Genomic DNA, 20,413 nt, shown 5'->3' on the forward strand with positions numbered 1-20,413 from the left:
TCCGGCCGTGCGGTCCGGTGGGAAACGGGGTCCGCCCGCACGCGCCCGCCCCCTGTGGCAAAGTGATTCGGTGCCGACGAGGGAGAGGTTGGGGCACGGAATGTACGACGCGACGCGCTACCGCGACTACGTGGAGCACCAGTTCACCTACCGGGCCGGGTTCCAGCGCAACGTGCGCAGGTTCGCGTCACACATCGCCATGGTCGACCCGCCGACAGGTCGGCAGTGGACCTACCGACAACTGGGTGCCGACGTCGCCCGCCTCGCCAGCGCCCTGCACGACCGTGGCGTCGGGCGAGGCGACCGGGTGGTCTTCCAGCTGCCCAACGTGCCGGAGTTCGCGCTCAGCTGGCTCGCGGCACCAGAGCTCGGCGCCATCGCCGCCCCGATCAACTACCGCCTGGCGCCCGGCGAGATCGCCCACATCCTGCGGGACTGCGAGCCCGGGGTGGTCGTGGTCGATGCGGCGTGCAGTGCCGTCATGGCCGAGGCGCTCGACATGGTCGGCGGGTCCCGCCCCCGCGTCATCGTCGCCGACCCGGGTGCCACCAGGACCCCGGACGGGCTCGAGGCGGAGCTGTTCGACCAGGTGCTCGCCTCCGCCTCGGGCGAGGTCCCGCCGCTGCCGGCGGACGTGTCGACCTACGACGAGACGACCCGGCTCTACACCTCCGGGACGACCGGGATGCCCAAGGGTGTCCCGCTGCCCTCGCTGGTGGAGGTGCTCAGCGCCCACGACGTGATCATGCACTTCCCGCTCGGGCCCACCGACCGGACACTCAACATGACGCCGTGGTTCCATCGGGGCGGCCTCTACTCCGGCGGCCCGAACCCGTGCTTCTACGTCGGCGCGGGCGTCGTCCCCATGAAGGCCTTCAACCCCGCCACCGCCCTCGACTGGGTCGGCGAGCACCAGATCACCTTCCTGATCGGCGCGCCGACGAGCCTGCAGATGCTCGCGGCCGAGCAGGAGCGCACCCCGCGGGACCTGTCGCACCTGCGCGGCATCGTCACGATGGGCGCGCCGCTGGACCGCGCCGCCGCCGTCCGCTACCAAGAGGTGCTCACGCCGCGGATCTTCAACGGCTACGGCACGACCGAGGCCTTCTGGAACACCTTCCTGCGCCCCGAGGACCTGCCCGCGCACGCGGGGACCGCGGGGCGCGCCTGCACCGACGACGACGTCGCCGTCGTGAAGATGTATGACGACCGCCGCGCCGAGCCGGACGACCTCGCCGTCCAGGACGGCACGGAACACGGCGAGATCATCATGCGCTCCCCCAAGTCCGGCTTCGCCTACGCCAACCTGCCCGACGTCGAGGAGGAGCGGTTCTGGGGCGGCTGGCTCTACACCGGCGACGTCGGCACCTGGGACGAGGACGGATTCGTCACCATCGTCGGGCGCAAGGACGACATGATCATCTCCGGCGGCGAGAACGTCCACCCGGTGCAGGTCGAGGAGGTGCTCGAGGAGCACCCGGGCGTACGCGAGAGCGTCGTGGTCGGCATACCGGATGAGCACTGGGGCCAACGGGTGGTGGCCTACGTCGTCCCCGCCGAGGGCGCCGGGGAGCTGGACGTGGCCGCCCTGGACAAGCACTGCCGGTCGCACCCGCGACTGGCGGCGTTCAAGCGACCGCGGGCCTACCGTTTCGTCGACGAGCTGCCGCACACGGCGACCGGCAAGAAGATCCACTACCAGGTGACCGAGCAGGCCACCCAGGACGCACAGGAGGGCACGCTGACACCCACCGGCACGACGGACACCCATGAGTGAGGCCGACGCTCCCCATCAGGGCGACCCCAGCCGGCGGGTGGTGGTGACCGGGCTGGGCGCCGTGACACCACTCGGGCTCACCGCCGGCGAGACGTGGACGGGTCTGGTAGAGGGCCGCAGCGGGATCGGCCCCGTGACGCACTTCGACGCCAGCGGCTTCACCACCCGAATCGCTGCTGAGGTCAAGGGCTTCGACCCGCTGCAGCACCTGCCGGTCAAGGAGGTCAAGCGCTCCTCGCGTGCGACGCACCTCGCCGTGGCGGCCGCGAAGGAGGCCGTCGCCGACGCCGGACTGGCCGGTGCCGTCGACGCCGAGGAGACTGCCGTGTTCGTCAACGCCGCCGTGTCCGGCTTCCCCGAGGTGCAGCAGGCCACGGAGACGTTGGAACGGCAAGGGATCCGGCAGGTCAGCCCCACGTTCGTGCCCGCAGCCCTCACCAACATGCCGGCCTGCGAGGTGGCCATGGCCTTGCAGGTCCACGGACCGGTGAACGCGAGCGCCTTGGCCTGCGCGAGCGGCGCCCATGCCGTGCTCGAGGCGCGACAAGCACTGCTCGCCGGGGACGCGAGCGTGGTGGTCGCCGGCGGCACCGACGCCAGCATCACGCCGGCGATCTTCGCGGGGCTGTGCGCGATGCGGGCGATGTCGACGCGCAACGACGAGCCCGGGCGCGCGTCGCGTCCCTTCGACGCCGACCGGGACGGGTTCGTCTTCGGTGAGGGCGCTGTGGTGCTGACCCTCGAGACGCTGGCCCATGCCCGGGCCCGCGGCGCCGAGGTCTATGCCGAGGTGCTCGGTGGCGCACTGACCGCCGATGCCTTCCACATCGCCGCACCGGAGCCGTCGGGGCGCTACGCCGCCCGCGCGATCGAATTGGCGCTCAAGCGCAGCGGTCTCGCACCGGAGGACGTGGACTACGTCTGCGCCCACGGCACCTCGACCAAGGCCAACGACCGCACCGAGACCTCGGCGATCCGGCAGGCCTTCGGGAGCGCGGCCGACGAACTCGCGGTCAGTGCGCCGAAGTCGATGACCGGACACCTCATCGGTGCTGCCGGCGCGCTCGCGGCCCTGGCGTGCGTGCGGGCCATCCGCGACGGGGTGATCCCGCCCACCGCGAACTACGAGACCCCCGATCCCGAGTGCGACCTCGACTACGTGCCGCGGGTGGCCCGGGAGCAACGGGTGCGGCGTGCGACCACGAACGCGTTCGGCTTCGGGGGGCAGAACTGCGTGGTGGCGTTCGGCGCCGTCGACTGACGCGCATCGCGAAAGGGCGTCAGCGGCCCTGGTTGGCCACCGCCTCGGCCGCCGCAGCCGCCGCCTCCGGGTCGAGGTACGTGCCGCCGGCGGTGATCGGCTGCAGGTCCTCGTCCAGCTCGTAGACCAGCGGCATGCCGGTGGGGATGTTCAGCCCCGCGATCGCCTCGTCGCTGATGCCGTCGAGATGCTTGACGAGCGCCCGCAGGCTGTTGCCGTGGGCGGCGATCAGCACCGTCTTGCCACTGCGCAGGTCGGGCACGAGCGCCTCCTCCCAGTAGGGCAGGAAGCGCGCGAGCACGTCCTTGAGGCACTCGGTGTGCGGCAGCTCGTCGCCCAGGTCGGCGTAGCGCGGGTCCCCGGCCTGGCTCCACTGACTGTCGGTGGGCAGCGGCGGCGGCGGGACGTCATACGAGCGGCGCCACGTCATGAACTGTTCCTCGCCGAACTGCTCGAGGGTCTCCTTCTTGTTCTTGCCCTGCAGGGCGCCGTAGTGGCGCTCGTTGAGCCGCCAGGAGCGCCGCACCGGGATCCAGTGCCGGTCGGCGACGTCGAGCGCGACGTTGGCGGTGGTGATCGCCCGCCGCAGGACCGAGGTGTGCACCACGTCGGGGCGCAGGTCCGCGTCACGGATCAGCTCGCCGCCGTGGACCGCCTCGGCGCGCCCCGCCTCGGTGAGCCCGACGTCGACCCAGCCGGTGAAGAGGTTCTTGGCGTTCCACTCACTCTCGCCGTGGCGCAGCAGGACCAGCGTGTACGTCATACCCGCGAGCCTATGGCACCCCTCAACGCTGCGATTCTTTGGGACGTTTGCGCTGCTGGGGCAGCAGAAACGTCCCAAAGAACGCGGGAGGGCGAAGCCCGACGGTCACTCGAGCAGGTGGCGGAACGCCTCGAGGTTGCGGGTCGACTCGCCGCGGGAGACTCGCCAGGCCCACTCCTTCTTCATCGAGTTGAGGAACCCGAGGGCGAGCAGCTCGTTGAACGCCCCGTCGGAGGCCTCGAGGACGACGCCGAGCAGGTCGTCGAGCACGCCCTCGAGGCCGGCGCCGCCGTCGAGCGCGCCCAGCGGCACGGTCCCGGTGACGTAGACGTCACCGCTCTTGTCGATCGCGTAGGCCAGACCGGGCAGGCGCAGGTTGCGACGCAGCAGGTAGCGGTAGACCTCGGCGTGGTTCTCGTCGGGGTTGCGCACGACGAACGCCTGCACGGCCAGCGCCCGCTCCCCCACCACCAGCGAGCACACGGTGCGCAGCTTGCGTTCGCCGGGCAGCGACACGACCAGCTCGCCGGCACGGGCGCCGTCCTCCCACTCGATCTCCGCGGTGTCGAGGAAGGCGCGGATCGCGGCCAGCACCGTGTCCGCCCGCCGGGAACCGTCACTCCGAGACCGGTCTCGCACGGGACCGTCGGCCGCGGAACGGCTGCTCGCGCTCACGGGACCACCGCCGACGGCACGCCGCTGATCGCCTGGGCGTCGTCGATGCGGGAGGTGCGTGCGGCGCTGCGACCGGAGGCCTCGGCATAGACCTCCAGCAGGCAGTCGGTCGTGGCGTCCCAGCTGAACTCGGCCGCGTGCGCCACCGCCCGCTCCCCGAGCCGGCGTCGCCGCACCTCGTCGCCGAGCAGGTCACCGAGCACCGTGGCCCACCGGCCCGAGTCGTGCCCGTCCACGAGCACGCCCGCGTCGCCGACCGCGGTCGGCAGGCCCCCGACGGCCGCCGCGACCACGGGGGTGCCGCAGGCCTGCGCCTCCAGCGCCACCAGCCCGAACGACTCGCTGTATGACGGAACGCACGCCAGGTCCGCGGCGCGGTACCACTGGGCGAGCTCCGCCCGTGGGACCGGCGGCAGGAACCGTACCTGGGCGGCGATGCCCAGCCGGCGGGCGAGGCGCTGCAACGCACCGGTGTCGGCGAGGCCCGAGCCGCTCGGTCCGCCGAGCACCGCGACGACCAGGCGATCCCGCAGCTCCGAACGGCGGTGCAGCAGGTCAGCGGCAGCCCGCAGCAGCACGTCCGGCGCCTTGAGCGGCTGGATCCGGCCGACGAAGAGCAGCACCAACGCGTCGGCGGGCAGGCCGACGGCCTCGCGCGCGCCGGCGCGGCTGGTCGGGCGGAAGGTGTCGAGGTCCACGCCCGGGGGGACGACGCGCACCTTCGCGGCGTCTGCGGCATACAGCTCGGTGAGGGCGCGCGCCTCGTCCTCGGTGTTGGCGACGAGACGGGCGGCCGCTTCCACGACCTGGGCCTCACCGATCTCGCGGCCGGGTGGTTCGGGGGTGTCGCCGGTGGCGAGCGAGGCGTTCTTGACCCGGGCCATGGTGTGCATCGTGTGCACCAGCGGCACGCGCCAGCGGTCGGCGGCGAGCCAGCCCACCTGCCCGGACAGCCAGTAGTGGGAGTGCACGAGGTCGTACCAGCCCTCGGGCCGGGTCGCGGCGACCTGCATCACGCCGGCGGCGAAGGCGCACAGCTGCCCGGGCAGGTCCTGCTTGGACAGGCCCTCGAAGGGGCCGGCGACCACGTGCCGGACGGTGACGCCCGGCGCGGCCTCGACCACCTCGGGCAGGGCGCCGGTGGTGGCCCGGGTGAACACGTCCACCTCGACCCCGCGCGCGGCCAGCCGCCGGGCGGTCTCGAGGACGTAGACGTTCATCCCGCCCGCATCACCGGTGCCGGGCTGGTCCAGTGGCGAGGTGTGGACGCTGAGCATCGCGACGCGCTGCAGGTTGCGGGTGGGGTCCGCGGGCATACCTCGAGTCTGTCACGCACCCGCGGGTGCTCAGCGGGCGTAGTCGTCGTCGAGCCGCTCGATGTCGTCCTCGTCGAACTCGCCGAACGCCACCTCGAGCACCCGGCCCGCGCGCAGGCCGCTGTTGCCGAGCCGGTGCGTCGCCCCCCGCGGCACCCAGACCCGCTCACCGGCCGGAGCGGTCCACGTGCGCCCGTCGACCTCGATGTCGAGGGGGCCGTCGAGCACCTGCCACAGCTCCGAGCGGTGCTGGTGGCGCTGCAGCGAGAGCCGGTGCCCCGGTTCGACCGTGATCACCTTGACCGTCGCCGGCTCGTTCAGCGCGAACTGCTCGAACCGCCCCCACGGCCGCTTGCTCTCGACGATCTCCCCGCGTCGGTCGGTCAGCTCAGGCATGATCCCCCTCCAAGGTGTCGGCTCATCGGACGCCGCACGGTGCCGGTGGCAGCGATTGTGCCTCAGCCGTCCTCGGGCGCGGAAAGGAACTCCCCGACGAGCTGGCGCACCCTGGCCCGGTGGCGCCACATGATCCCGCCCTCGGGCAGCACCTCCAGCCGCGCGTGCCGCACCCGCCGGGCGATCTCCTCCGCCACGTGGACCGGGTGCGCCGGGTCGCCCGCCTGCGCCAGCACCAGGACCGGCACCGGTATGCCGCCCAGCGCGTCCCGGTCGTCCATCGCCACCTCGTGCGGCAAGCTCCGCAACGCCCGGGAGACCGGGGTGCCCACCAGCCGGTGAGCCTGCTGCTCGCACCAGTGCCGCACGGCCGGGGTGTCTCGCAGGTCGGCGGGCTGCTCCTGCGCGAGCAGGTCGGTCATCGCCTCGACGTCGCGGTCGTCGGCGCACTGCGCCATGGCGACCAGCCGGTCCATCGCCGCGTCGGTCCGCGGCGTGTCCAGCACGGCCGGCAGCGCGAAGACGACCCGCTCGAAGCGCTTCGGCTCCCGCTCGAGCCAGTGGCAGAGCGCACCGGCGCCCATGCTCACGCCGAGCGCGCGGGTGGCACCCACGTGGTCGGCGACGGCCCGCAGCTCCGCGGCCAGGGCGGCATACGTCCACGGGGTCTCCGGGGCGGCGGAGGCGCCGTGGCCGCGGAAGTGGAAGAAGGTGCGGCTCCCCCGCACCCCTGAGCCGAACGGGCGGGTGGTGTCGATGGAGCCGGCGAGGCCGTGGGCGAAGACGCTCCGCGGCTCGCCCTTGCCCGTGGTGAGGTACTCGATGGCGCCGTCCGGCCCGTCGAGCAGGGAGGTCAGTGAGGCCGAGCCGAGGAGGGCGCGGTTCACCACGGCCCGTAGGGGCCGTAGTGCGTGGAGGAGCCGCCCCGGCCGCCGACCCGCTGCAGGGCCGGGCGGACGTCGGCGAGGTAGACCGCTGCCCCGACCACCGCAGCGATCTCGAACAGGTTCAACGGGCCCGAGCCGCTGAGCAGGATGAGCAGCCCGACGGCGAAGCAGACGGCGACGATGGCGACCCAGAAGGTCTTGGTGCGCTTGCCGGCCGCGACGTAGGCGTCCGGGCGGTGCCGCACGGCGTCGATGAGGGCGAACAGCTGCATCGCGACCGCGGCGAGGCACAGCACCAGTGAGATCAGGCCCGGCACCACCGCCAGGCCCCCCGCCACCCCGAAACCGCCGAGCAGATGCATGCCTCCAGCGTACGTCCCCCGGCGCCAGGCCGTGCACGCCCCGCGGGCGGCGCCGGGTCTTCGCGACCGGAATGAGATCAGGCGTCGACGACCAGGGTGACCGGTCCGTCGTTGACCAGGGCCACCTGCATCATCGCCCCGAACCGTCCGGTCTCGACCTCCACGCCCAGCTCGCGCAGCTCCGCGACGACGTCGGCCACCAGCGGCTCGGCCACCGGACCGGGCGCCGCAGCACCCCAGGAGGGGCGCCGGCCCTTCCTGGTGTCGGCGTAGAGCGTGAACTGGCTGACGACCAGCACCGGTGCACCGGTGTCGAGCACCGACTGCTCCTCGCGCAGGATCCGCAGCTGGGCGATCTTGCGGGCCAGCCGGGCGACCTGCTCCGGGCCGTCGTCATGGGTCACGCCGACGAGTGCGAGCAGCCCCGGCCGGTCGATCCGGCCGACGACCTCCCCGTCCACCGCGACGCTGGCCTCGGTCACCCGTTGCAGCACGGCACGCACCGCTCAGAATCCTTCCGGCTCGACGGTTCCGACGGGTTCGCCGTGCCCCTGCACCAGCTCGGTGCCGAGCTCGGCCAGGCCAGGGGCGTCGACACCCACCCGTCGCAGGGCGGCCACCAGGAGCACCCGCGCGGCCCGCTCGCCACCGTCGGCGATCTTCACGGCGACCGCGCGCCCGTCCCCGAGCGCGGCGGCATACACCGCCTCGGCACCGTCCTTCGCGATCAGGTTCGGCACGGCACGGATCAAGCCGGTCACGTGCCGCCCGGTCCCTCCCAGCCACTCCGGATGAGCCTGTATGGCGGCACACACCCGCTCCTGCTCCGTGCCCTCGGCTGCCGTGGCCAGACGGGAGAAGCCGCGGGCCAGCCCGGTGAGCGAGGTCGCCATCACGGGCGCACCGCAGCCGTCGACGCCCACCGCACCCACCGGTTCGCCGGTGAGCTCGGTCAGGGTCTGGGCGATCGCCTGCTGCAGCGGGTGGGCCGGGTCGCGGTAGGTCGCGGTGTCCCAGCCGCTGGCCACGCAGGTGGCCAGCATGGCGGCGTGCTTGCCGGAACAGTTCTGTGCCAAGGGCTCCGGGCCGCGCCCCTCGGCGAGCCACGCGCGACGTGCCTCCTCGCCATAGGGCAGGTCGGGGGTGTTCTGCAGGGCAGACTCCGGCAGCCCGGCCCGCGCGAGGATCCGGCGGGCGCCGTCGCGGTGGAAGGACTCACCCGAGTGACTGGCGCAGGACAGGGCCAGCAGCTCGCCCTGCAGGTCCAGGCCGTGACGGAGCATCGCCACGGTCTGGAAGGGCTTGTTGCAGGACCGCGGGAAGATCTGCCCGTGGCAGTCGCCGAGCTCGACCACCGGTGTCCCGTCGGTGTCGAGAACGACCACGGCACCGTGGTGGACCGACTCCACGAAACCGGAGCGGGTCACCCGGGCGACGACGGGCGCTGCGGACAGGTCGGCGGGTGCGGCACTCACGGGCCGTGAGCGTAACGAAGGGTCGGCACCCGGCGCCCGGCACTCCCGTCAGCGGCAGGCCCTGCCGCTGGCCCGGGCGCGGTGCAGACCGGTGCGCCGGCTCCCGGTCGGCGGAGAACCGGCGCACCGGCGGCCCGAGCGAAGGGGTGTTGTCGGGGCGGCTCGCCCCGGAGTCAGTCCCGGTCCCGGGCGGCCCGCCCCCGCGCGGCCTCAGCGGGTCGGGTCGTCGCGGACGTCCCCCTCGGCCTCGACCTGCTCCTTGCGGACGTCGTCGCCGACCTGCTCCTCACCGGTCACCGTCTCCTTGGAGAGCCGGACACGCTCGACCGGGACCTCGTCCTTGCTGACGGTGGGCCGCTCGGCGTTGAGCACCACCTCGTGCTCGCCCTCGGCCAAGTCGGGCCCGCTCATGGCGGCGTCACGGTTGGCGTCGGTGATCGGTTCACGCTCGAGCCGCGCCTCCTCGTGGCTGACCGGCACCGTGACGTTCTGGTGCTCGGTGACCACGTACTTGCGCAGGCGCGCCCGTCCCGCCGGCTGGGACTCGGTGCCGACGTGCATCCGCTCCTCGGAGCGCGTCATGGCCTCGTCCGTGGTGCCCGTGCCGGTGGTGCGAGTCGGGTCCGTCTCGCTGGTCGTCTCGGGTGCGGCCGTGCCGGTCGTCGCCGCCTCGCGCCCGGCGCGGGGGTGGTCGTAGTCCAGGCCGTAGTAGCGGTAGAGCTCCCGCTCCTGGTCGGGGTCGAGGTGCTCCTCCGCGTCGACCCGCGGGGCGCCCTGGACGCGGTCCTTGTCGAACGGGACCCGCACGACCTGGTCCTCCTGCATCGAGGCGGCCTCCAGGGGGACGAAGGTCTCCTTGGTCCCGAAGAGCCCGGTCTTGACCGTGACCCACTCGGGTTGGCCGGACGAGTCGTCAAGGTAGACCTGACCGACCGAGCCGATCTTCTGCCCGTCGCGGTCCTGGGCTTCAGCGCCGTTGATGTCCTGCAGCTGGTCCATGGTGAGCATGCGAACTCCTTGGTCTCGACTTCGTGCGGACCAGTTCGGCATACCCGTCGCTTCTCGCAGCAAAACCTTCCCAGTTCGCTTGATGCGCAAGGCGGTTCGCGTCTCGCGGCAACGCTCGTGCGCGGCGCGGAACGCTTCGGGAAGCGACAGGAATCAGGCGCTGTCCTCCTCGCCGGACGCCTTGACCGCCGCACCGGCCGTCTGGTCGCTCGACTGGCCTGCGTGGGTCGGGTGCTCGTGCGTGACCGTGGCCTCCCGCTGGGGGGTCCGGTCATCCCTGCTGATGTCCTCGGACGGGGTCACCTCGGCGGACTCCTCCATGCCCAGCGTCGCGAGGTCGGCGACCTCGATGCCGTACTCGTAGAGCAGTCCCCGGTCCCGTTCCGTGTCGACCGGGTCCGGCAGGTTCTGCTCGGCATCGTGCGCGACATCGTCCTGGCTGCGCTCGTGCAGGAACTCCAGCACCTGCTCCCTGCTCACCTTCATGGGGCTACCTCCTCCGGCGGTCGACGGGCGCGCCGCCTTCTCCATCGTGCCGACCGAAACGGCCCGCGGCCACAGCGGGCGCCGAGGGCGCGGGTGTGGCCACGGGCCGTGGAGCCCGGGGCTGGGTGCCGGTGCGGTCGGGGAGGTCAGTCGCCGACCTTGCCCGCAGCGTCCTTGCCGGCCTTCTTGGCGGCCGTGGCGGTCTTGCGCGTGCTCGTCGCGGTGGCGCGGGTCGCGCGCTTGGTGTTGGCGGTGCGCTTGCGTGCCGTCGTCGCCGTCCGCTTCACGTCACGCTGGACCTCCTGCTCGGTGTCGCCGACGGCGCGTCGCACGGTCGTGACCGCGCCCTTGCCCTGGGCGATCACGGTGTCCGCGTGGGCGAACAGGTCCTTGGTGGACTGCTGCCGGCGGAGCCGGGCCACCAGCTCCTGGCCGCGGCGCGCGAGGTCGGCGTAGGTGTCCTGGGCCTGCCCGGCGGCGAGCGCGGTCCGGCTGAGGGCCTCGTTCGGCACCTGCTGGGCCTGCCCGGCGAGCTCGTCGGCGCGGCGGCGGAGGTCCTCACGCGTCAGCTCCGCACGCAGCTGCTCGGCCCGGGTGCGGGCCTTGCGCACCTGCGCCACGGCGAGGTCGGTGGCGCCGACGGCGGCGTAGACCGGGCGGGCGTCGCGCAGCGCCTTGGTGAAGCCGCTGAGGTCCTTGGTCAGGTCCTTGGTCAGGTCATGCAAGAGAGTCATGGTTGTCTCCTTCGGTGGGGTGATCGCGGGGATCGGTGGTCGTGTGGTGGGTGCCCGCCGGGTCGTCCCCGACCAGCGAGGCGTAGACGTCGAGCAGCACCCGTCGCTGTCGGTCCGTCAGCCGAGGGTCGGCCAGGATCGCCGTCGCCACGTCGGGGCGCTCGGCACCCTCCACCCGCTCCTCGAGGATGCCGGCGCGCACGTAGAGCGACTCGGCCGAGATGCGCAGGCCCTTGGCCAGCTGCTGCAGGATCTCGGCGCTCGGCTTCTTGAGCCCGCGCTCGATCTGGGACAGGTAGGGATTGCTGATCCCCGCCAGCTCCGAGAGCTGGCGCAGCGACAGGTGTGCACCCTGGCGCTGCTCGCGCAGGTAGGCGCCCAGCTCTGACACGTGGGGGATCGGGTTCACGTCTCCATCATGCTTGCTCTAGTTAGCACAATGCAAACTCGGCAAGCGTGAGGTGGCTCACCGACGATTTCGCAGGTGAGGGGCGTGTCCGCGCGGCAGGTGGGTACGGGACGTCCCTGACGGACCCACCCAGAAGGAGGGGACCACCATGAGCAGCACCCCTGACCCCGGCCGCAACCGAGGAAGCCTGCCGAGCAGCGAGCCGGACGAGCCCCACGACCACCGCACCCTCGCCGAACGCCTCACCGGCTTCGGGCGCCGACACCACGGCCCCACCCGCGGACACCAGGGCGGAGGCGCGACGCGCGCCGGCGCGGGATCGACCGGCACCGGCGCGGCCGGGCTGGCCGGCACCACGACCCCGCCGCGCAACGTCGCCACCGCGGGCACCGAGTACGACACCCAGCACGGCACGGACGGTGCGGGCACCACGGGCGCCGGCACGACCGGCACGACCAGCACGGACACCACGAGCGCACGTCCGACCGACCCGGGCACCACGAGCGCACGTCCTGCCGACACGGGCGCCGCGAGCGCGCGTCCTGCCGACACGGGCGCCGGCCCGAGTGACCGCACGGCCGGCGACGAGGCCGGCTACGGCCATGACCGCTACGGAGACCGATACGACGACGACCGCAGCCACGGCGACCACTCCCACACCGCCGCAACTGCAGGGGCCGGCGCAGCAGCCGGCGCCGCGGGCGCGGGACTCGTGGGACGCCACGAGGCGCGGGAGGACGACCGGCGGACCGATGACGATCGCTCGGACGCCGAACTCGCGGCAGCCGACAACCGCTACAGCCGCCGCGACCGTGACGTGGCCGACGACACCGAGACGGTGAACGACCGTGACACGGTGATGGCGCGACAGCGCGACCGGTTCGGCGGGGCACGGATCGCGACCGGCTTCTTCGGCTGGATGGCCGCCACCGGCCTGGCCGTGTTGATGACGGCCCTCACCGAGGCCATCGGCACGGCCTTCGGCGCCAACCCCGCCACGAGCATCCCGGCCGTGACTCGCACCACCGGTCAGACGGCCAAGACCATCGGCTGGGGCGGCACGATCGTGCTGCTGATCATCATGTTCCTCGCCTACCTCGGGGGAGGCTATGTCGCGGGGCGGATGGCCCGCTTCAACGGCATCCGCCAGGGCGGTCTGGTCTGGCTCTGGGGGCTGGTCGTCGCGGTCATCATCACCGCGATCGCCCACTTCGCGGGGACGCAGTACGACATCCTCGGCCTGCTCAACAACTTCCCGCGGATCCCGATCGATGTCGGCGTGACCCGGTGGGGCATCGGCGCGCTCATCGTCGTGGCCATCGCCGGCCTGATCGGCGCCCTGCTCGGCGGCCTGTGGGGCATGAGCTTCCACCGCCGCGTGGACCGCGCCGGCCTCCCCCACTGATCGCCGTCCACGATCGTTGTGCGCTGATGGCTGCTGGAGCGGCCACCAGCGCACAACGATCGATGCCTCCAGCCCGCCCGACCGCCCCCAGGAGCGTCGGCGCGACCCGGGCGGCCGCGGTGGCCTGAACTCGCCGGAGCGGAACGTAGGCTCAGAACCGTGAGCAGCACCGCGTCGCGCGCCGGCTTCGTGGGCGACCGGGTCAGCCAGCGCCTGCGTGGGCTGCCGCTGCCGGCGCGGACCCTCGCGGTCCACGTCGGCGGCCAGCTGCTCTGCCTGCTGGTCGTCGCGGCGCTCGCCGTTGCCCGGCACCGTGACCTGCTGCCCACGCTGGCCGTCTGGGACGGGCGGCACTTCCTGGCGATCGCCACCCACGGCTACGACGTCGTCTCCGGTGACCGCGTCCCCAACTCCCCCGCCTTCTTCCCGGGGCTGCCCGGTCTCATGGCGCTGCTCTCGGCCGCTCTCGGCATACCTGCTCTGTGGGCCGGGCTGCTGGTCTCGTGGCTCTCGGGCCTGGCCGCCTCGCTGGGACTGGTCCGGCTGGCACCGCACCTGCCCGGCCTGCGGGGGCAGCGCGCGCTGGTGCTCGTCGCGGTGTTCGCGCTGGCGCCGATGTCCGTGGTCCTGCTCATGGTCTACACCGAGGCGCTCTTCTGCGCGCTGGCCGCGTGGGGGCTCGCCCTGTTGCTGGAGCGACGGTGGCTGGCCGCCGGGCTGCTCGCGTGCGCCGCCGGTCTGGTGCGCCCCACCGGGCTCGCCGTGGCCGGTGCGGTGGTGGCCGCGGCCGTGGTGGCCTGTGTCGAGGGGCGGGACTCCTGGCGCAGCTGGCTCGCCGCGCTCCTCGCGCCGTTGGGGTTCGTCGGCTACGTCGCGTGGGTGGGGCTGCGGATGGGCCGGCCGATGGCGTGGTTCGCGGTGCAGCGAGAGGGCTGGGGCACCCACGTCGACTTCGGGGTGGGCACGGCACGCTACGTCCTCCAGACGCTGCGCGATGCGCCGGCCCTGCTCGACGTGGTCACGGTCGCCACGATGACGGCGGCCGTGGTGCTCTTCGTCATCTGCGTGCGGCAGCGCCAGCCGTGGCCCGTGCTGCTCTACAGCGGGCTGATCCTGCTGGAGGTGCTCGGCAGCGACGGGATCATGAACTCGCGGGTCCGGCTGCTCATGCCCGCCTTCCCGCTGCTCGCCCCGATCGCGGCGCGGCTCGCCCGTGAGCGGCTGCCGCACCTCACGGTGCTGCTGCTCGGCGGCGGGCTCGTCACCTGCTGGTACAGCGCCTACGCGGTCCTGATCTATCCCTACGCGATCTGAGCCACCACGCGGTGCCCGCCCCGTGCGGCCGCGCCGGCGCCGCTACTGGCGCACGATCTCGGTCTGCGCCGCGCTCACCCCACCGATCACGAAGTCCGCGTCGGTCGGGGTGTTGCGCTTGACCACGACCAGGCCGATCGGGCCGTCCTCGAAGTGCCGGGCCACCGAGGTGAGCCGCCCCACGGTGCGCCCGTCGAGCACGACGTCGGAGTCCCGGTCCGGCAGCACGTGCCCCGACCCGTCGAGGTGCACGAACGCGATCCGGCGCGGCGGCCGGCCGAGGTTCTTCACGCGCGCGACGGTCTCCTGCCCGCGGTAGCAGCCCTTGTGCAGGTGCACCGCCGTGCGCAGCCAGTCCAGCTCGTGCGGGATGCTGCGGTTGTCGGTCTCGAGGCCGAGTCGTGGCCGCCACGCGGCGACGCGCAGGGCCTCCGCGGCCCACGCGCCGGCGAGCGGCCGGTCACCGACCGCCTCCGCCAGTCGGTCCCGCGGCACGACCAGCTCACGCCAGACCCGCTCCGTGCCCGGGTGCTCGGCGACATCGCTGTATGCCGTGCTGTCACCGACCACCGCGGGCCACGGGTCCACCCACGCCACCGGCTCTCCCTCGGCCATCTCGGCGCCGATCGGCTCGCCGAGCACGCCGAAGTCGGCCGTGACGTCGTGGACCTCCACCCGCAGCATGAAGCGCATCGAGTCCAGCCAGGCCGCGGCCGCGGCCGCGGCGCCCGGCTCGACGGTGATCCACGTCGTCTCGCCGTCGTCCACGACGTGCAGGTCGTGCTCGATCCGGCCCTTGGGCGTCAGGATCAGCGCCTCGGTCGAGTGCCGTGGCGGCAGGTCGGTCAGCTGCTGGGTGGTGAGCGAGTGCAGCCAGCTGAGCCGGTCCGGCCCGGTCACGGTGAGGACACCGCGGTGGGACAGGTCGACGGCGGCGAGGCCCTCGGCGAGCAGCCGCTGCTCGCGCAGCGGGTCACCGTAGTGGGCGGCGACGCCGGCGTCGGGGCCCTCGTCGGCCACGGCCCCGGGCCGCTGCAGCAGCGGGCTGACCGGGTGGGCCGTCTCGGCAGGGGCGTCGGTGGACGTGCTGGGGGAAGTGGTCATCGTCTCCTCGTTCATGCCTGCTCGCCCGGCTGCTGCGGGTCGTGCTCGCTGCGGCACTCGGCACACCATCCGTGCACCGCGAGGTGCCGCACGTCAGCGACAAAGCCGTAGCGCTCCAAAAGATTCCCCCCCAGCCCCGCGGCGACCGTGACGTCGGCCTCGATCACCCGCTCGCAGTTCTGGCAGACGAGGTGCAGGTGGTCGGCGTGCTCGGCGAGGTGCCAGGTCGGCGAGCCGTGCCCGAGGTGGGTGTGCGTGACCACGCCGAGCCGCTCGAGTGCCTCGAGGGTCCGGTAGATCGTGGACAGGGGCACCGCCTCACCGCTGCGCTCCAGCTCCGTGGCGATGGCGTCCGGGGTGCTGTGGCCCAGGCCGCCCACCACGTCGAGGATGCGCCGCCGCTGCGGTGTCATCCGCATGCCGCGTTCCCGGAGGGATTTTCCGATATCGCGCACATCTCGAGCCTAACCGCCCTACCGTCGAAAACGTGCTGGACGAATTTTCAGACGTCAGCACGGTGGGGGAAACCGGGGGCCATCGAGGTCGGAACCTCGCCGTTGTCGTCGTCATTGCCGTGTTCCTGCTGGTGATCGGGATGGTCGCGAGCTATCTCGCCTTCGCCGGTCTCACTGTCGCGTCCCAGGTCAAGCATGCCCCGCTGCTGCCGCCCGTCACAGCGACCGACAACGGGCACACCCTGACCTCGGGCAACTCCGCCGCTGGTCCGGACGCAGTGCGGATTCGGCCTGCTGCCAAGGGCGCCCAGAACCTCCTGGTCGTCGGCTCCGACAGCCGCGACCAGATCCGCAACGGCCGCTCCGACGTGATCGTGCTCGTCCACATCGCCGCGGACCACAAGAGCGTGCAGCTGATTCACTTCCCACGGGACCTCTACGTCGACGTCCCCGGGCACGGCAAGGACAAGATCAACGCGGCGTACGCCTACGGCGGAGTCCCGTTGCTGGTCAAGACGTTGAACCAGCTGATCGATGTGCCGATCGACCACGTCGGGCTCATCGGCTTCACCGGGTTCGAGCGGATGACCGACGCGGTGGGCGGCGTGACGGTCTACGCCGAGGAGGCCAGCAACGAGCGCACGGTGATCCACCGCGGGTGGAACCACCTCGACGGGAAGCAGGCGTTGGCCTTCGTCCGGGAGCGCCACCAGCTGAGCCTGGGGGACATCTCCCGGGGTCGTCGCCAGGAGGCATTCATCAAGGCGTTGCTCCTCAAGGGACTGAGCAAGGACGTGCTGGCCAACCCGGTGACCCTGATGCGCTTCCTCGACGCCGGCACCGAGAACCTCACCGTCGACCAGGACTTCTCCACGCGCGACATGATCTCGCTGGCGTTCTCCCTGCGCGGTCTGCACTCGGAGGACGTCACCTTCGTCACGGCTCCGTGGGTCGGATTCGGCACGACCTCGACGGGCGCCTCCATCGTCGTCATGGACGAGCAACGCATGCGGGACCTGTCCGACGCGCTGCGCAACGACGACGTCCGCGCCTACGAACGGGCCAACCCCGAGGGTTGAGTCCCTGAGTTCGCCGTCGGGACAGGCCCGTTCCGTCGCCCTTGTCGTGCCCCGCACCGCCGTCCAAACCGTGTGCCGTCCACATGGTGAATGCCTCGTGCGGATCGCGGCCTCCGCGTCCTACGGTGCTGCCACCTATCCAGAGCGACCGAGAGACTTGGCTCGACGACGTCGCAGCAACCCCCCGGGGACGGGCGCGGGTGCTACCGCCAAGAGCGATGGAGGCACCGTGCGAGACCCGCTGCGACACAACCCTTGGCACGTGCGGCGTCGGCACATCGACCTGTGCCGCACGGCGGCGGCGATCTGTCGCCGACGTTGCCGCTGAGTGCGAATCCGGCTGAATCAGCTGGCGCCTCAGCGCATTCCGCTCCATCGGCTGCGGTAACACGGGTTTCGCAGCCGCCCCGCCCTCATCCTCGCACCACGACAGGAGCACAGCCATGTCCGTGACCGACACCATCGACCGCACCACCACCGCCCCTGACACCACGACGCAGTCCGAGCCGCAGCGCATCACCCCGCGCGTGGCGGCGCGGCTCGTGCCCGGCACCGCCACCGAGGTGCGCATCGACGCGGGCCACCACGCCTTCACGATCGACGAGCCGGAGGCACTCGGCGGCACCGACCTGGGCGCCAACCCGGTGGAGCACCTGCTGGCGGCACTCGGCGCCTGCCAGGTGATCAGCTTCCAGGTCTGGGCCCAGAAGCTCGGGATCGAGGTGGACCACGTGGCGGTCGACCTCAGCGGGGACCTCGACCTGCGCGGCTTCTTCGGCACCGCCGACGACGTGCGCCCCGGGTTCGAGCAGATCGAGGTCGCCGTGCGGCTGGAGGGCCCGGAGGACCGGGAGCGCTACCAGGAGCTGGTGGACGCCGTGGAGGAGCACTGCCCGGTGCTCGACAACCTGCGGGCGACCGTGCCCGTGCGGGGCTCCTTCACGCTGCTCTGACCGAGCCGGCCGGGCTCAGGCGACGCGCTTGAGCTCGGCCGAGGCGTGGCTCGTGACCGGCTGGCCCATGGCGGCCATGTCGAAGGCCCACATCAGGCGCTGCTCGACCAAGCCGTAGAGGCGCTTGCCGGCGGTGTACTCCTTGGCGGCGGGGCTGCGCATGACCCCGTCGGTGGCCAGCTCGATGACGGGCTTGTCCGGGTCCCGGCGGCCGGCATACAGCTCGACGATCCCGGTGTTGTGGGTGAGCAGCAGCTCGATCTCCCCCGAGGGCAGCGGCCTCCAGAACCCCAGCTCAGTGGCCAGCGGCCGCACCATCTGGCCGTCCTCGTCCAGCAGCCAGGTGTGGCTCTGCCACTCCAGGAACGGGCGCTTGTCGTGGGTGCAGATGATCTCCTGCCCGAACCGGACCGACTCGATCGTCGGGTAGCCGACCACGCCGGCACCCTCCCACCTGCCGACGAGCCAGGCGAGGGGCGCCAGCTCGTGGGGCAGGTCCGGGTCGATCTCGAAGGGCATCAGCGCGCGCTGTTCTTCACCCGGTAGACCACGTAGCACGCGAACCAGGTGATGAGCAGCGTGATGAAGATGAGCAGGCCGTCGTAGAAGAGCGTCACGGCCCCGATCGTAGCGATCGCCGCCGCGTGTCCCGGCGACGGGAGGTCACGGCAGGAGCGCCCGGCACACGAGGTAGGCGACGACCCCGTCGAGCAGCACGGTGGTCACTCCGGCGGCGAGCTGCGGACGGGCCGCGACGAGCGCCGGCAGCGCGGTGACGACACGCCGCAGGGCGTGGCTCACCCCGGTGCACACGACGCCGAGCAGCAGCGCCACCCCCCATGGCACCGCGACGGCGACCGACAGGGCCACGGCCAGTCCCGCACCGACCACGAGCTCCAGCGGCAGCAGCCAGGCCCGCAGCGCCTCACCCCGGAGGAGGTGGTCCAGCAGCGCGCCGGCCGCGACCCCGATGACCGCGACGGCCGCCACGCCGTCGCCGTGCGGCAACCGGGACAGCCCGACGAAGCCGACCCCGCTGGCGAGCGCGGCGATGCCGGTCAGGGTCCCGGCCACCGTCGTGACGAGCCGCGGCCGGCCGTCCCGACGCAGGAGCTGGTGCACGAAGGTGAGCAGCACCGCACCGGCGACGGCGGCGGGCACGAGCCGCAGCAGCGGCGCGTCCGCGGTCAGGAAGGCGGCCGCCGCGACGGCGAGCGCGGCGAGCAGCAGGACACCGCTCGTGCCGCGGGGGCTGGGCAGGTCCAGGATCCCCGGCCACCCCCAGGCGAGCACCGCCCCACCGGCGGCGACGACCAGCGCCGCGATCCCGGGGCCGGCATACACCGAGGCGGCGACCAGGCCGGCGGTCACCAGCGCACCCACGACCACCAGGGCCCCGCTGCGCAGGCTGGTGAGTGTCTCCCCCGACCCCCCGGCCGGCTCCGCTGCGGCCGCCTCGCCGCCGTCGAGCTGCTCCGGCATACCGCGCATCATGCCTCACCCCCCGGCGAACGGAGGCAGGACCTCCAGCACCGCGCCCGACTCGACGGCATCCCCGGGAGCCGCGGCGCGCCCGTCCTGCAGTACCGAGGAGACCGGTATGACGTCCCGCAGCCGCGGGTGCGCCCGCACCGCCGCCTCCATCACCTCCGCCACGCTGCCACCGGTGAGCTGCTCGACGTCCACCCCGGCCGCCGCCCGGGCACCGGCCCAGTAGCGGACGGTGACCACAGGGGTGGTGTCCGTCTGCTGGTGAGGACTGCTCGGCATACCGGTCACGCCACTATCCTGCACGGCGTGGCGCGCGTGCTCCTGCTCACCCACCTGCCGACCCGCTCAGCGGAGGTGCTCCCCGCGCTCGGGCTGCTCTCCCACGAGGTGGCCGTGCTCGAGGCCGCACCCACGGCGCTGCTGGACGCGCCCTCCGCCGACGTCCTCCTGCTGGACGCCCGCCGCGACCTCGCCGGGTCCCGGTCGCTGGCCCGGGTGCTGCGCACCGGAGGGCTGTCGGTCCCCCTCCTGGCGGTGCTGACCGAGGGCGGGCTGACCGCGGTGAACGGCGACTGGGGCCTCGACGACGTGCTGCTCGACACCGCCGGTCCCGCGGAGGTGGAGACCCGGCTGCGCCTGGCCGTGAGCCGGGCCGGGGCGGACCCGGACGCGGCCGAGGAACCGATCCGCGCCGGCGACGTCACCATCGACGAGGCGACCTATGCGGCGCGCGTGGGCGGGCGGCTGCTCGACCTGACCTTCACGGAGTTCGAGCTGCTGAAGTACCTTGCCCAGCACCCTGGGCGGGTGTTCACCCGCGAACAGCTGTTGCGCGAGGTCTGGGGCCATGACTACTTCGGCGGTACCCGGACCGTGGACGTCCACGTGCGGCGGCTGCGCGCCAAGCTCGGGCCCGACCGGGAGGCGTTGATCGGGACCGTCCGCAACGTCGGCTACCGCTTCATCCCGGCCACGCCGCACCCCGCACGACTGACGACCCCGTCGGTGGCGAGTCCGGCCGACTGAACCGGGGGAAACGCCACCGACGGGGTCGTCAGTGCCC

Annotated in this window: 24 protein-coding genes and 1 riboswitch; of the genes, 7 read left to right on the top strand and 17 right to left on the bottom strand. The window is 72.7% G+C overall.

The genetic code is table 11. The features are described from left to right. Positions 1–70: 70 nt before the first annotated feature. Both VFL99_RS13320 and fabF read left to right on the top strand, forming a co-directional pair. A complete protein-coding gene (locus VFL99_RS13320; protein WP_325106853.1) occupies positions 71–1,777 on the top strand; it encodes a class I adenylate-forming enzyme family protein in 1,707 nt (568 codons plus the stop codon). After that, positions 1,770–3,038, top strand: a complete 1,269-nt coding sequence (gene fabF, locus VFL99_RS13325) for a beta-ketoacyl-ACP synthase II (protein WP_325106854.1) — start codon at positions 1,770–1,772, stop codon at positions 3,036–3,038. The genes VFL99_RS13320 and fabF overlap by 8 nt, the downstream gene beginning before the upstream one ends. A 19-nt stretch (positions 3,039–3,057) precedes the next feature. Here the strand turns inward: fabF and VFL99_RS13330 are convergent, their stop codons facing one another. The 12 genes from VFL99_RS13330 to VFL99_RS13385 all read right to left on the bottom strand — a co-directional run bounded on the left by VFL99_RS13330 (position 3,058) and on the right by VFL99_RS13385 (position 11,549). Beyond that, positions 3,058–3,801, bottom strand: a complete 744-nt coding sequence (locus tag VFL99_RS13330) for a phosphoglyceromutase (protein ID WP_325106855.1) — start codon at positions 3,799–3,801, stop codon at positions 3,058–3,060. Positions 3,802–3,906: 105 nt separating this feature from the next. Then, positions 3,907–4,395, bottom strand: a complete 489-nt coding sequence (locus VFL99_RS13335; protein WP_325106876.1) for a YbjN domain-containing protein — start codon at positions 4,393–4,395, stop codon at positions 3,907–3,909. A gap of 77 nt (positions 4,396–4,472) precedes the next feature. Beyond that, positions 4,473–5,792, bottom strand: coding sequence for a D-inositol-3-phosphate glycosyltransferase (gene mshA / locus VFL99_RS13340; protein ID WP_325106856.1), 1,320 nt, complete (start codon positions 5,790–5,792; stop codon positions 4,473–4,475). A 30-nt stretch (positions 5,793–5,822) separates the two neighbouring features. Beyond that, entirely contained in the window at positions 5,823–6,188 is a 366-nt protein-coding gene (locus VFL99_RS13345; RefSeq protein ID WP_325106857.1) for a phosphomannose isomerase type II C-terminal cupin domain, read from the bottom strand. Between the two features lie 62 nt (positions 6,189–6,250). Then, positions 6,251–7,075: an alpha/beta fold hydrolase gene (locus tag VFL99_RS13350; RefSeq protein ID WP_325106858.1), complete on the bottom strand. Its 825-nt coding sequence runs from the start codon at positions 7,073–7,075 to the stop codon at positions 6,251–6,253. Then, the gene (locus tag VFL99_RS13355; RefSeq protein ID WP_325106859.1) at positions 7,072–7,437 is read right to left on the bottom strand and encodes a DUF2516 family protein; all 366 of its coding nucleotides are present in this window, start codon (positions 7,435–7,437) and stop codon (positions 7,072–7,074) included. The genes VFL99_RS13350 and VFL99_RS13355 overlap by 4 nt, the downstream gene beginning before the upstream one ends. Before the next feature lie 77 nt (positions 7,438–7,514). Then, positions 7,515–7,940 carry a D-aminoacyl-tRNA deacylase gene (gene dtd, locus VFL99_RS13360; protein ID WP_325106860.1) on the bottom strand — a complete coding sequence of 142 codons (426 nt, stop codon included), beginning with the start codon at positions 7,938–7,940 and terminating at the stop codon, positions 7,515–7,517. Positions 7,941–7,943: 3 nt separating this feature from the next. Beyond that, positions 7,944–8,912 carry an asparaginase gene (locus VFL99_RS13365; protein WP_325106861.1) on the bottom strand — a complete coding sequence of 323 codons (969 nt, stop codon included), beginning with the start codon at positions 8,910–8,912 and terminating at the stop codon, positions 7,944–7,946. Between the two features lie 210 nt (positions 8,913–9,122). Further along, the gene (locus tag VFL99_RS13370) at positions 9,123–9,920 is read right to left on the bottom strand and encodes a PRC and DUF2382 domain-containing protein (RefSeq protein WP_325106862.1); all 798 of its coding nucleotides are present in this window, start codon (positions 9,918–9,920) and stop codon (positions 9,123–9,125) included. Positions 9,921–10,073: 153 nt separating this feature from the next. Continuing rightward, entirely contained in the window at positions 10,074–10,406 is a 333-nt protein-coding gene (locus VFL99_RS13375) for a hypothetical protein (protein WP_325106863.1), read from the bottom strand. Between the two features lie 146 nt (positions 10,407–10,552). After that, entirely contained in the window at positions 10,553–11,140 is a 588-nt protein-coding gene (locus VFL99_RS13380; protein WP_325106864.1) for a hypothetical protein, read from the bottom strand. Then, complete coding sequence (locus VFL99_RS13385; RefSeq protein WP_325106865.1) at positions 11,124–11,549, bottom strand: helix-turn-helix domain-containing protein; 426 nt, start codon at positions 11,547–11,549, stop codon at positions 11,124–11,126. The genes VFL99_RS13380 and VFL99_RS13385 overlap by 17 nt, the downstream gene beginning before the upstream one ends. 148 nt (positions 11,550–11,697) lie before the next feature. Here VFL99_RS13385 and VFL99_RS13390 point away from each other — a divergent pair, with 148 nt between their 5' ends. Continuing rightward, positions 11,698–12,954 (top strand): TIGR04086 family membrane protein, encoded by a 1,257-nt coding sequence (locus VFL99_RS13390; RefSeq protein WP_325106866.1) that lies wholly within the window; start codon positions 11,698–11,700, stop codon positions 12,952–12,954. 159 nt (positions 12,955–13,113) lie between these two features. After that, the gene (locus tag VFL99_RS13395; protein WP_325106867.1) at positions 13,114–14,268 is read left to right on the top strand and encodes a hypothetical protein; all 1,155 of its coding nucleotides are present in this window, start codon (positions 13,114–13,116) and stop codon (positions 14,266–14,268) included. Between the two features lie 42 nt (positions 14,269–14,310). On the opposite strand, the gene ygfZ is transcribed toward VFL99_RS13395, so the two are convergent. Together ygfZ and VFL99_RS13405 are read right to left on the bottom strand one after the other, a co-directional pair. Continuing rightward, entirely contained in the window at positions 14,311–15,372 is a 1,062-nt protein-coding gene (gene ygfZ, locus VFL99_RS13400; RefSeq protein ID WP_325106868.1) for a CAF17-like 4Fe-4S cluster assembly/insertion protein YgfZ, read from the bottom strand. An 11-nt stretch (positions 15,373–15,383) separates the two neighbouring features. After that, entirely contained in the window at positions 15,384–15,791 is a 408-nt protein-coding gene (locus tag VFL99_RS13405) for a Fur family transcriptional regulator (RefSeq protein ID WP_325106869.1), read from the bottom strand. Positions 15,792–15,859: 68 nt separating this feature from the next. Between VFL99_RS13405 and VFL99_RS13410 the strand changes: the two genes are divergently transcribed. Then, positions 15,860–16,906 carry an LCP family protein gene (locus VFL99_RS13410; RefSeq protein ID WP_325106870.1) on the top strand — a complete coding sequence of 349 codons (1,047 nt, stop codon included), beginning with the start codon at positions 15,860–15,862 and terminating at the stop codon, positions 16,904–16,906. A gap of 132 nt (positions 16,907–17,038) precedes the next feature. Continuing rightward, positions 17,039–17,131: riboswitch (SAM riboswitch) on the top strand. 218 nt (positions 17,132–17,349) lie between these two features. After that, on the top strand, positions 17,350–17,859 hold the full coding sequence (locus tag VFL99_RS13415; protein ID WP_325106871.1) for an OsmC family protein: 510 nt from the start codon (positions 17,350–17,352) through the stop codon (positions 17,857–17,859). 15 nt (positions 17,860–17,874) lie between these two features. Here the strand turns inward: VFL99_RS13415 and VFL99_RS13420 are convergent, their stop codons facing one another. The 3 genes from VFL99_RS13420 to VFL99_RS13430 form a co-directional block, all read right to left on the bottom strand. Beyond that, positions 17,875–18,378: a heme-binding beta-barrel domain-containing protein gene (locus VFL99_RS13420; protein WP_325106872.1), complete on the bottom strand. Its 504-nt coding sequence runs from the start codon at positions 18,376–18,378 to the stop codon at positions 17,875–17,877. Positions 18,379–18,522: 144 nt separating this feature from the next. Further along, on the bottom strand, positions 18,523–19,341 hold the full coding sequence (locus VFL99_RS13425) for a hypothetical protein (protein WP_325106873.1): 819 nt from the start codon (positions 19,339–19,341) through the stop codon (positions 18,523–18,525). A 15-nt stretch (positions 19,342–19,356) separates the two neighbouring features. Further along, entirely contained in the window at positions 19,357–19,629 is a 273-nt protein-coding gene (locus VFL99_RS13430) for a MoaD/ThiS family protein (RefSeq protein WP_325106877.1), read from the bottom strand. Between the two features lie 27 nt (positions 19,630–19,656). Between VFL99_RS13430 and VFL99_RS13435 the strand changes: the two genes are divergently transcribed. Then, on the top strand, positions 19,657–20,376 hold the full coding sequence (locus tag VFL99_RS13435) for a response regulator transcription factor (protein WP_325106874.1): 720 nt from the start codon (positions 19,657–19,659) through the stop codon (positions 20,374–20,376). Positions 20,377–20,413: the final 37 nt, after the last annotated feature.

It is taken from the genome of Segeticoccus sp. (assembly GCF_035708005.1).

Coding starts and splice junctions, on each gene's coding strand:
- fabF (WP_325106854.1), top strand. CDS start 1,770: ATGAGTGAGGCCGACGCTCCCCATCAGGGCGACCCCAGCCGGCGGGTG.
- VFL99_RS13330 (WP_325106855.1), bottom strand. CDS start 3,801: ATGACGTACACGCTGGTCCTGCTGCGCCACGGCGAGAGTGAGTGGAAC.
- mshA (WP_325106856.1), bottom strand. CDS start 5,792: ATGCCCGCGGACCCCACCCGCAACCTGCAGCGCGTCGCGATGCTCAGC.
- VFL99_RS13345 (WP_325106857.1), bottom strand. CDS start 6,188: ATGCCTGAGCTGACCGACCGACGCGGGGAGATCGTCGAGAGCAAGCGG.
- VFL99_RS13355 (WP_325106859.1), bottom strand. CDS start 7,437: ATGCATCTGCTCGGCGGTTTCGGGGTGGCGGGGGGCCTGGCGGTGGTG.
- VFL99_RS13370 (WP_325106862.1), bottom strand. CDS start 9,920: ATGCTCACCATGGACCAGCTGCAGGACATCAACGGCGCTGAAGCCCAG.
- VFL99_RS13375 (WP_325106863.1), bottom strand. CDS start 10,406: ATGAAGGTGAGCAGGGAGCAGGTGCTGGAGTTCCTGCACGAGCGCAGC.
- VFL99_RS13380 (WP_325106864.1), bottom strand. CDS start 11,140: ATGACTCTCTTGCATGACCTGACCAAGGACCTGACCAAGGACCTCAGC.
- VFL99_RS13390 (WP_325106866.1), top strand. CDS start 11,698: ATGAGCAGCACCCCTGACCCCGGCCGCAACCGAGGAAGCCTGCCGAGC.
- ygfZ (WP_325106868.1), bottom strand. CDS start 15,372: ATGACCACTTCCCCCAGCACGTCCACCGACGCCCCTGCCGAGACGGCC.
- VFL99_RS13405 (WP_325106869.1), bottom strand. CDS start 15,791: ATGCGGATGACACCGCAGCGGCGGCGCATCCTCGACGTGGTGGGCGGC.
- VFL99_RS13415 (WP_325106871.1), top strand. CDS start 17,350: ATGTCCGTGACCGACACCATCGACCGCACCACCACCGCCCCTGACACC.
- VFL99_RS13420 (WP_325106872.1), bottom strand. CDS start 18,378: ATGCCCTTCGAGATCGACCCGGACCTGCCCCACGAGCTGGCGCCCCTC.
- VFL99_RS13425 (WP_325106873.1), bottom strand. CDS start 19,341: ATGCCGGAGCAGCTCGACGGCGGCGAGGCGGCCGCAGCGGAGCCGGCC.
- VFL99_RS13430 (WP_325106877.1), bottom strand. CDS start 19,629: ATGCCGAGCAGTCCTCACCAGCAGACGGACACCACCCCTGTGGTCACC.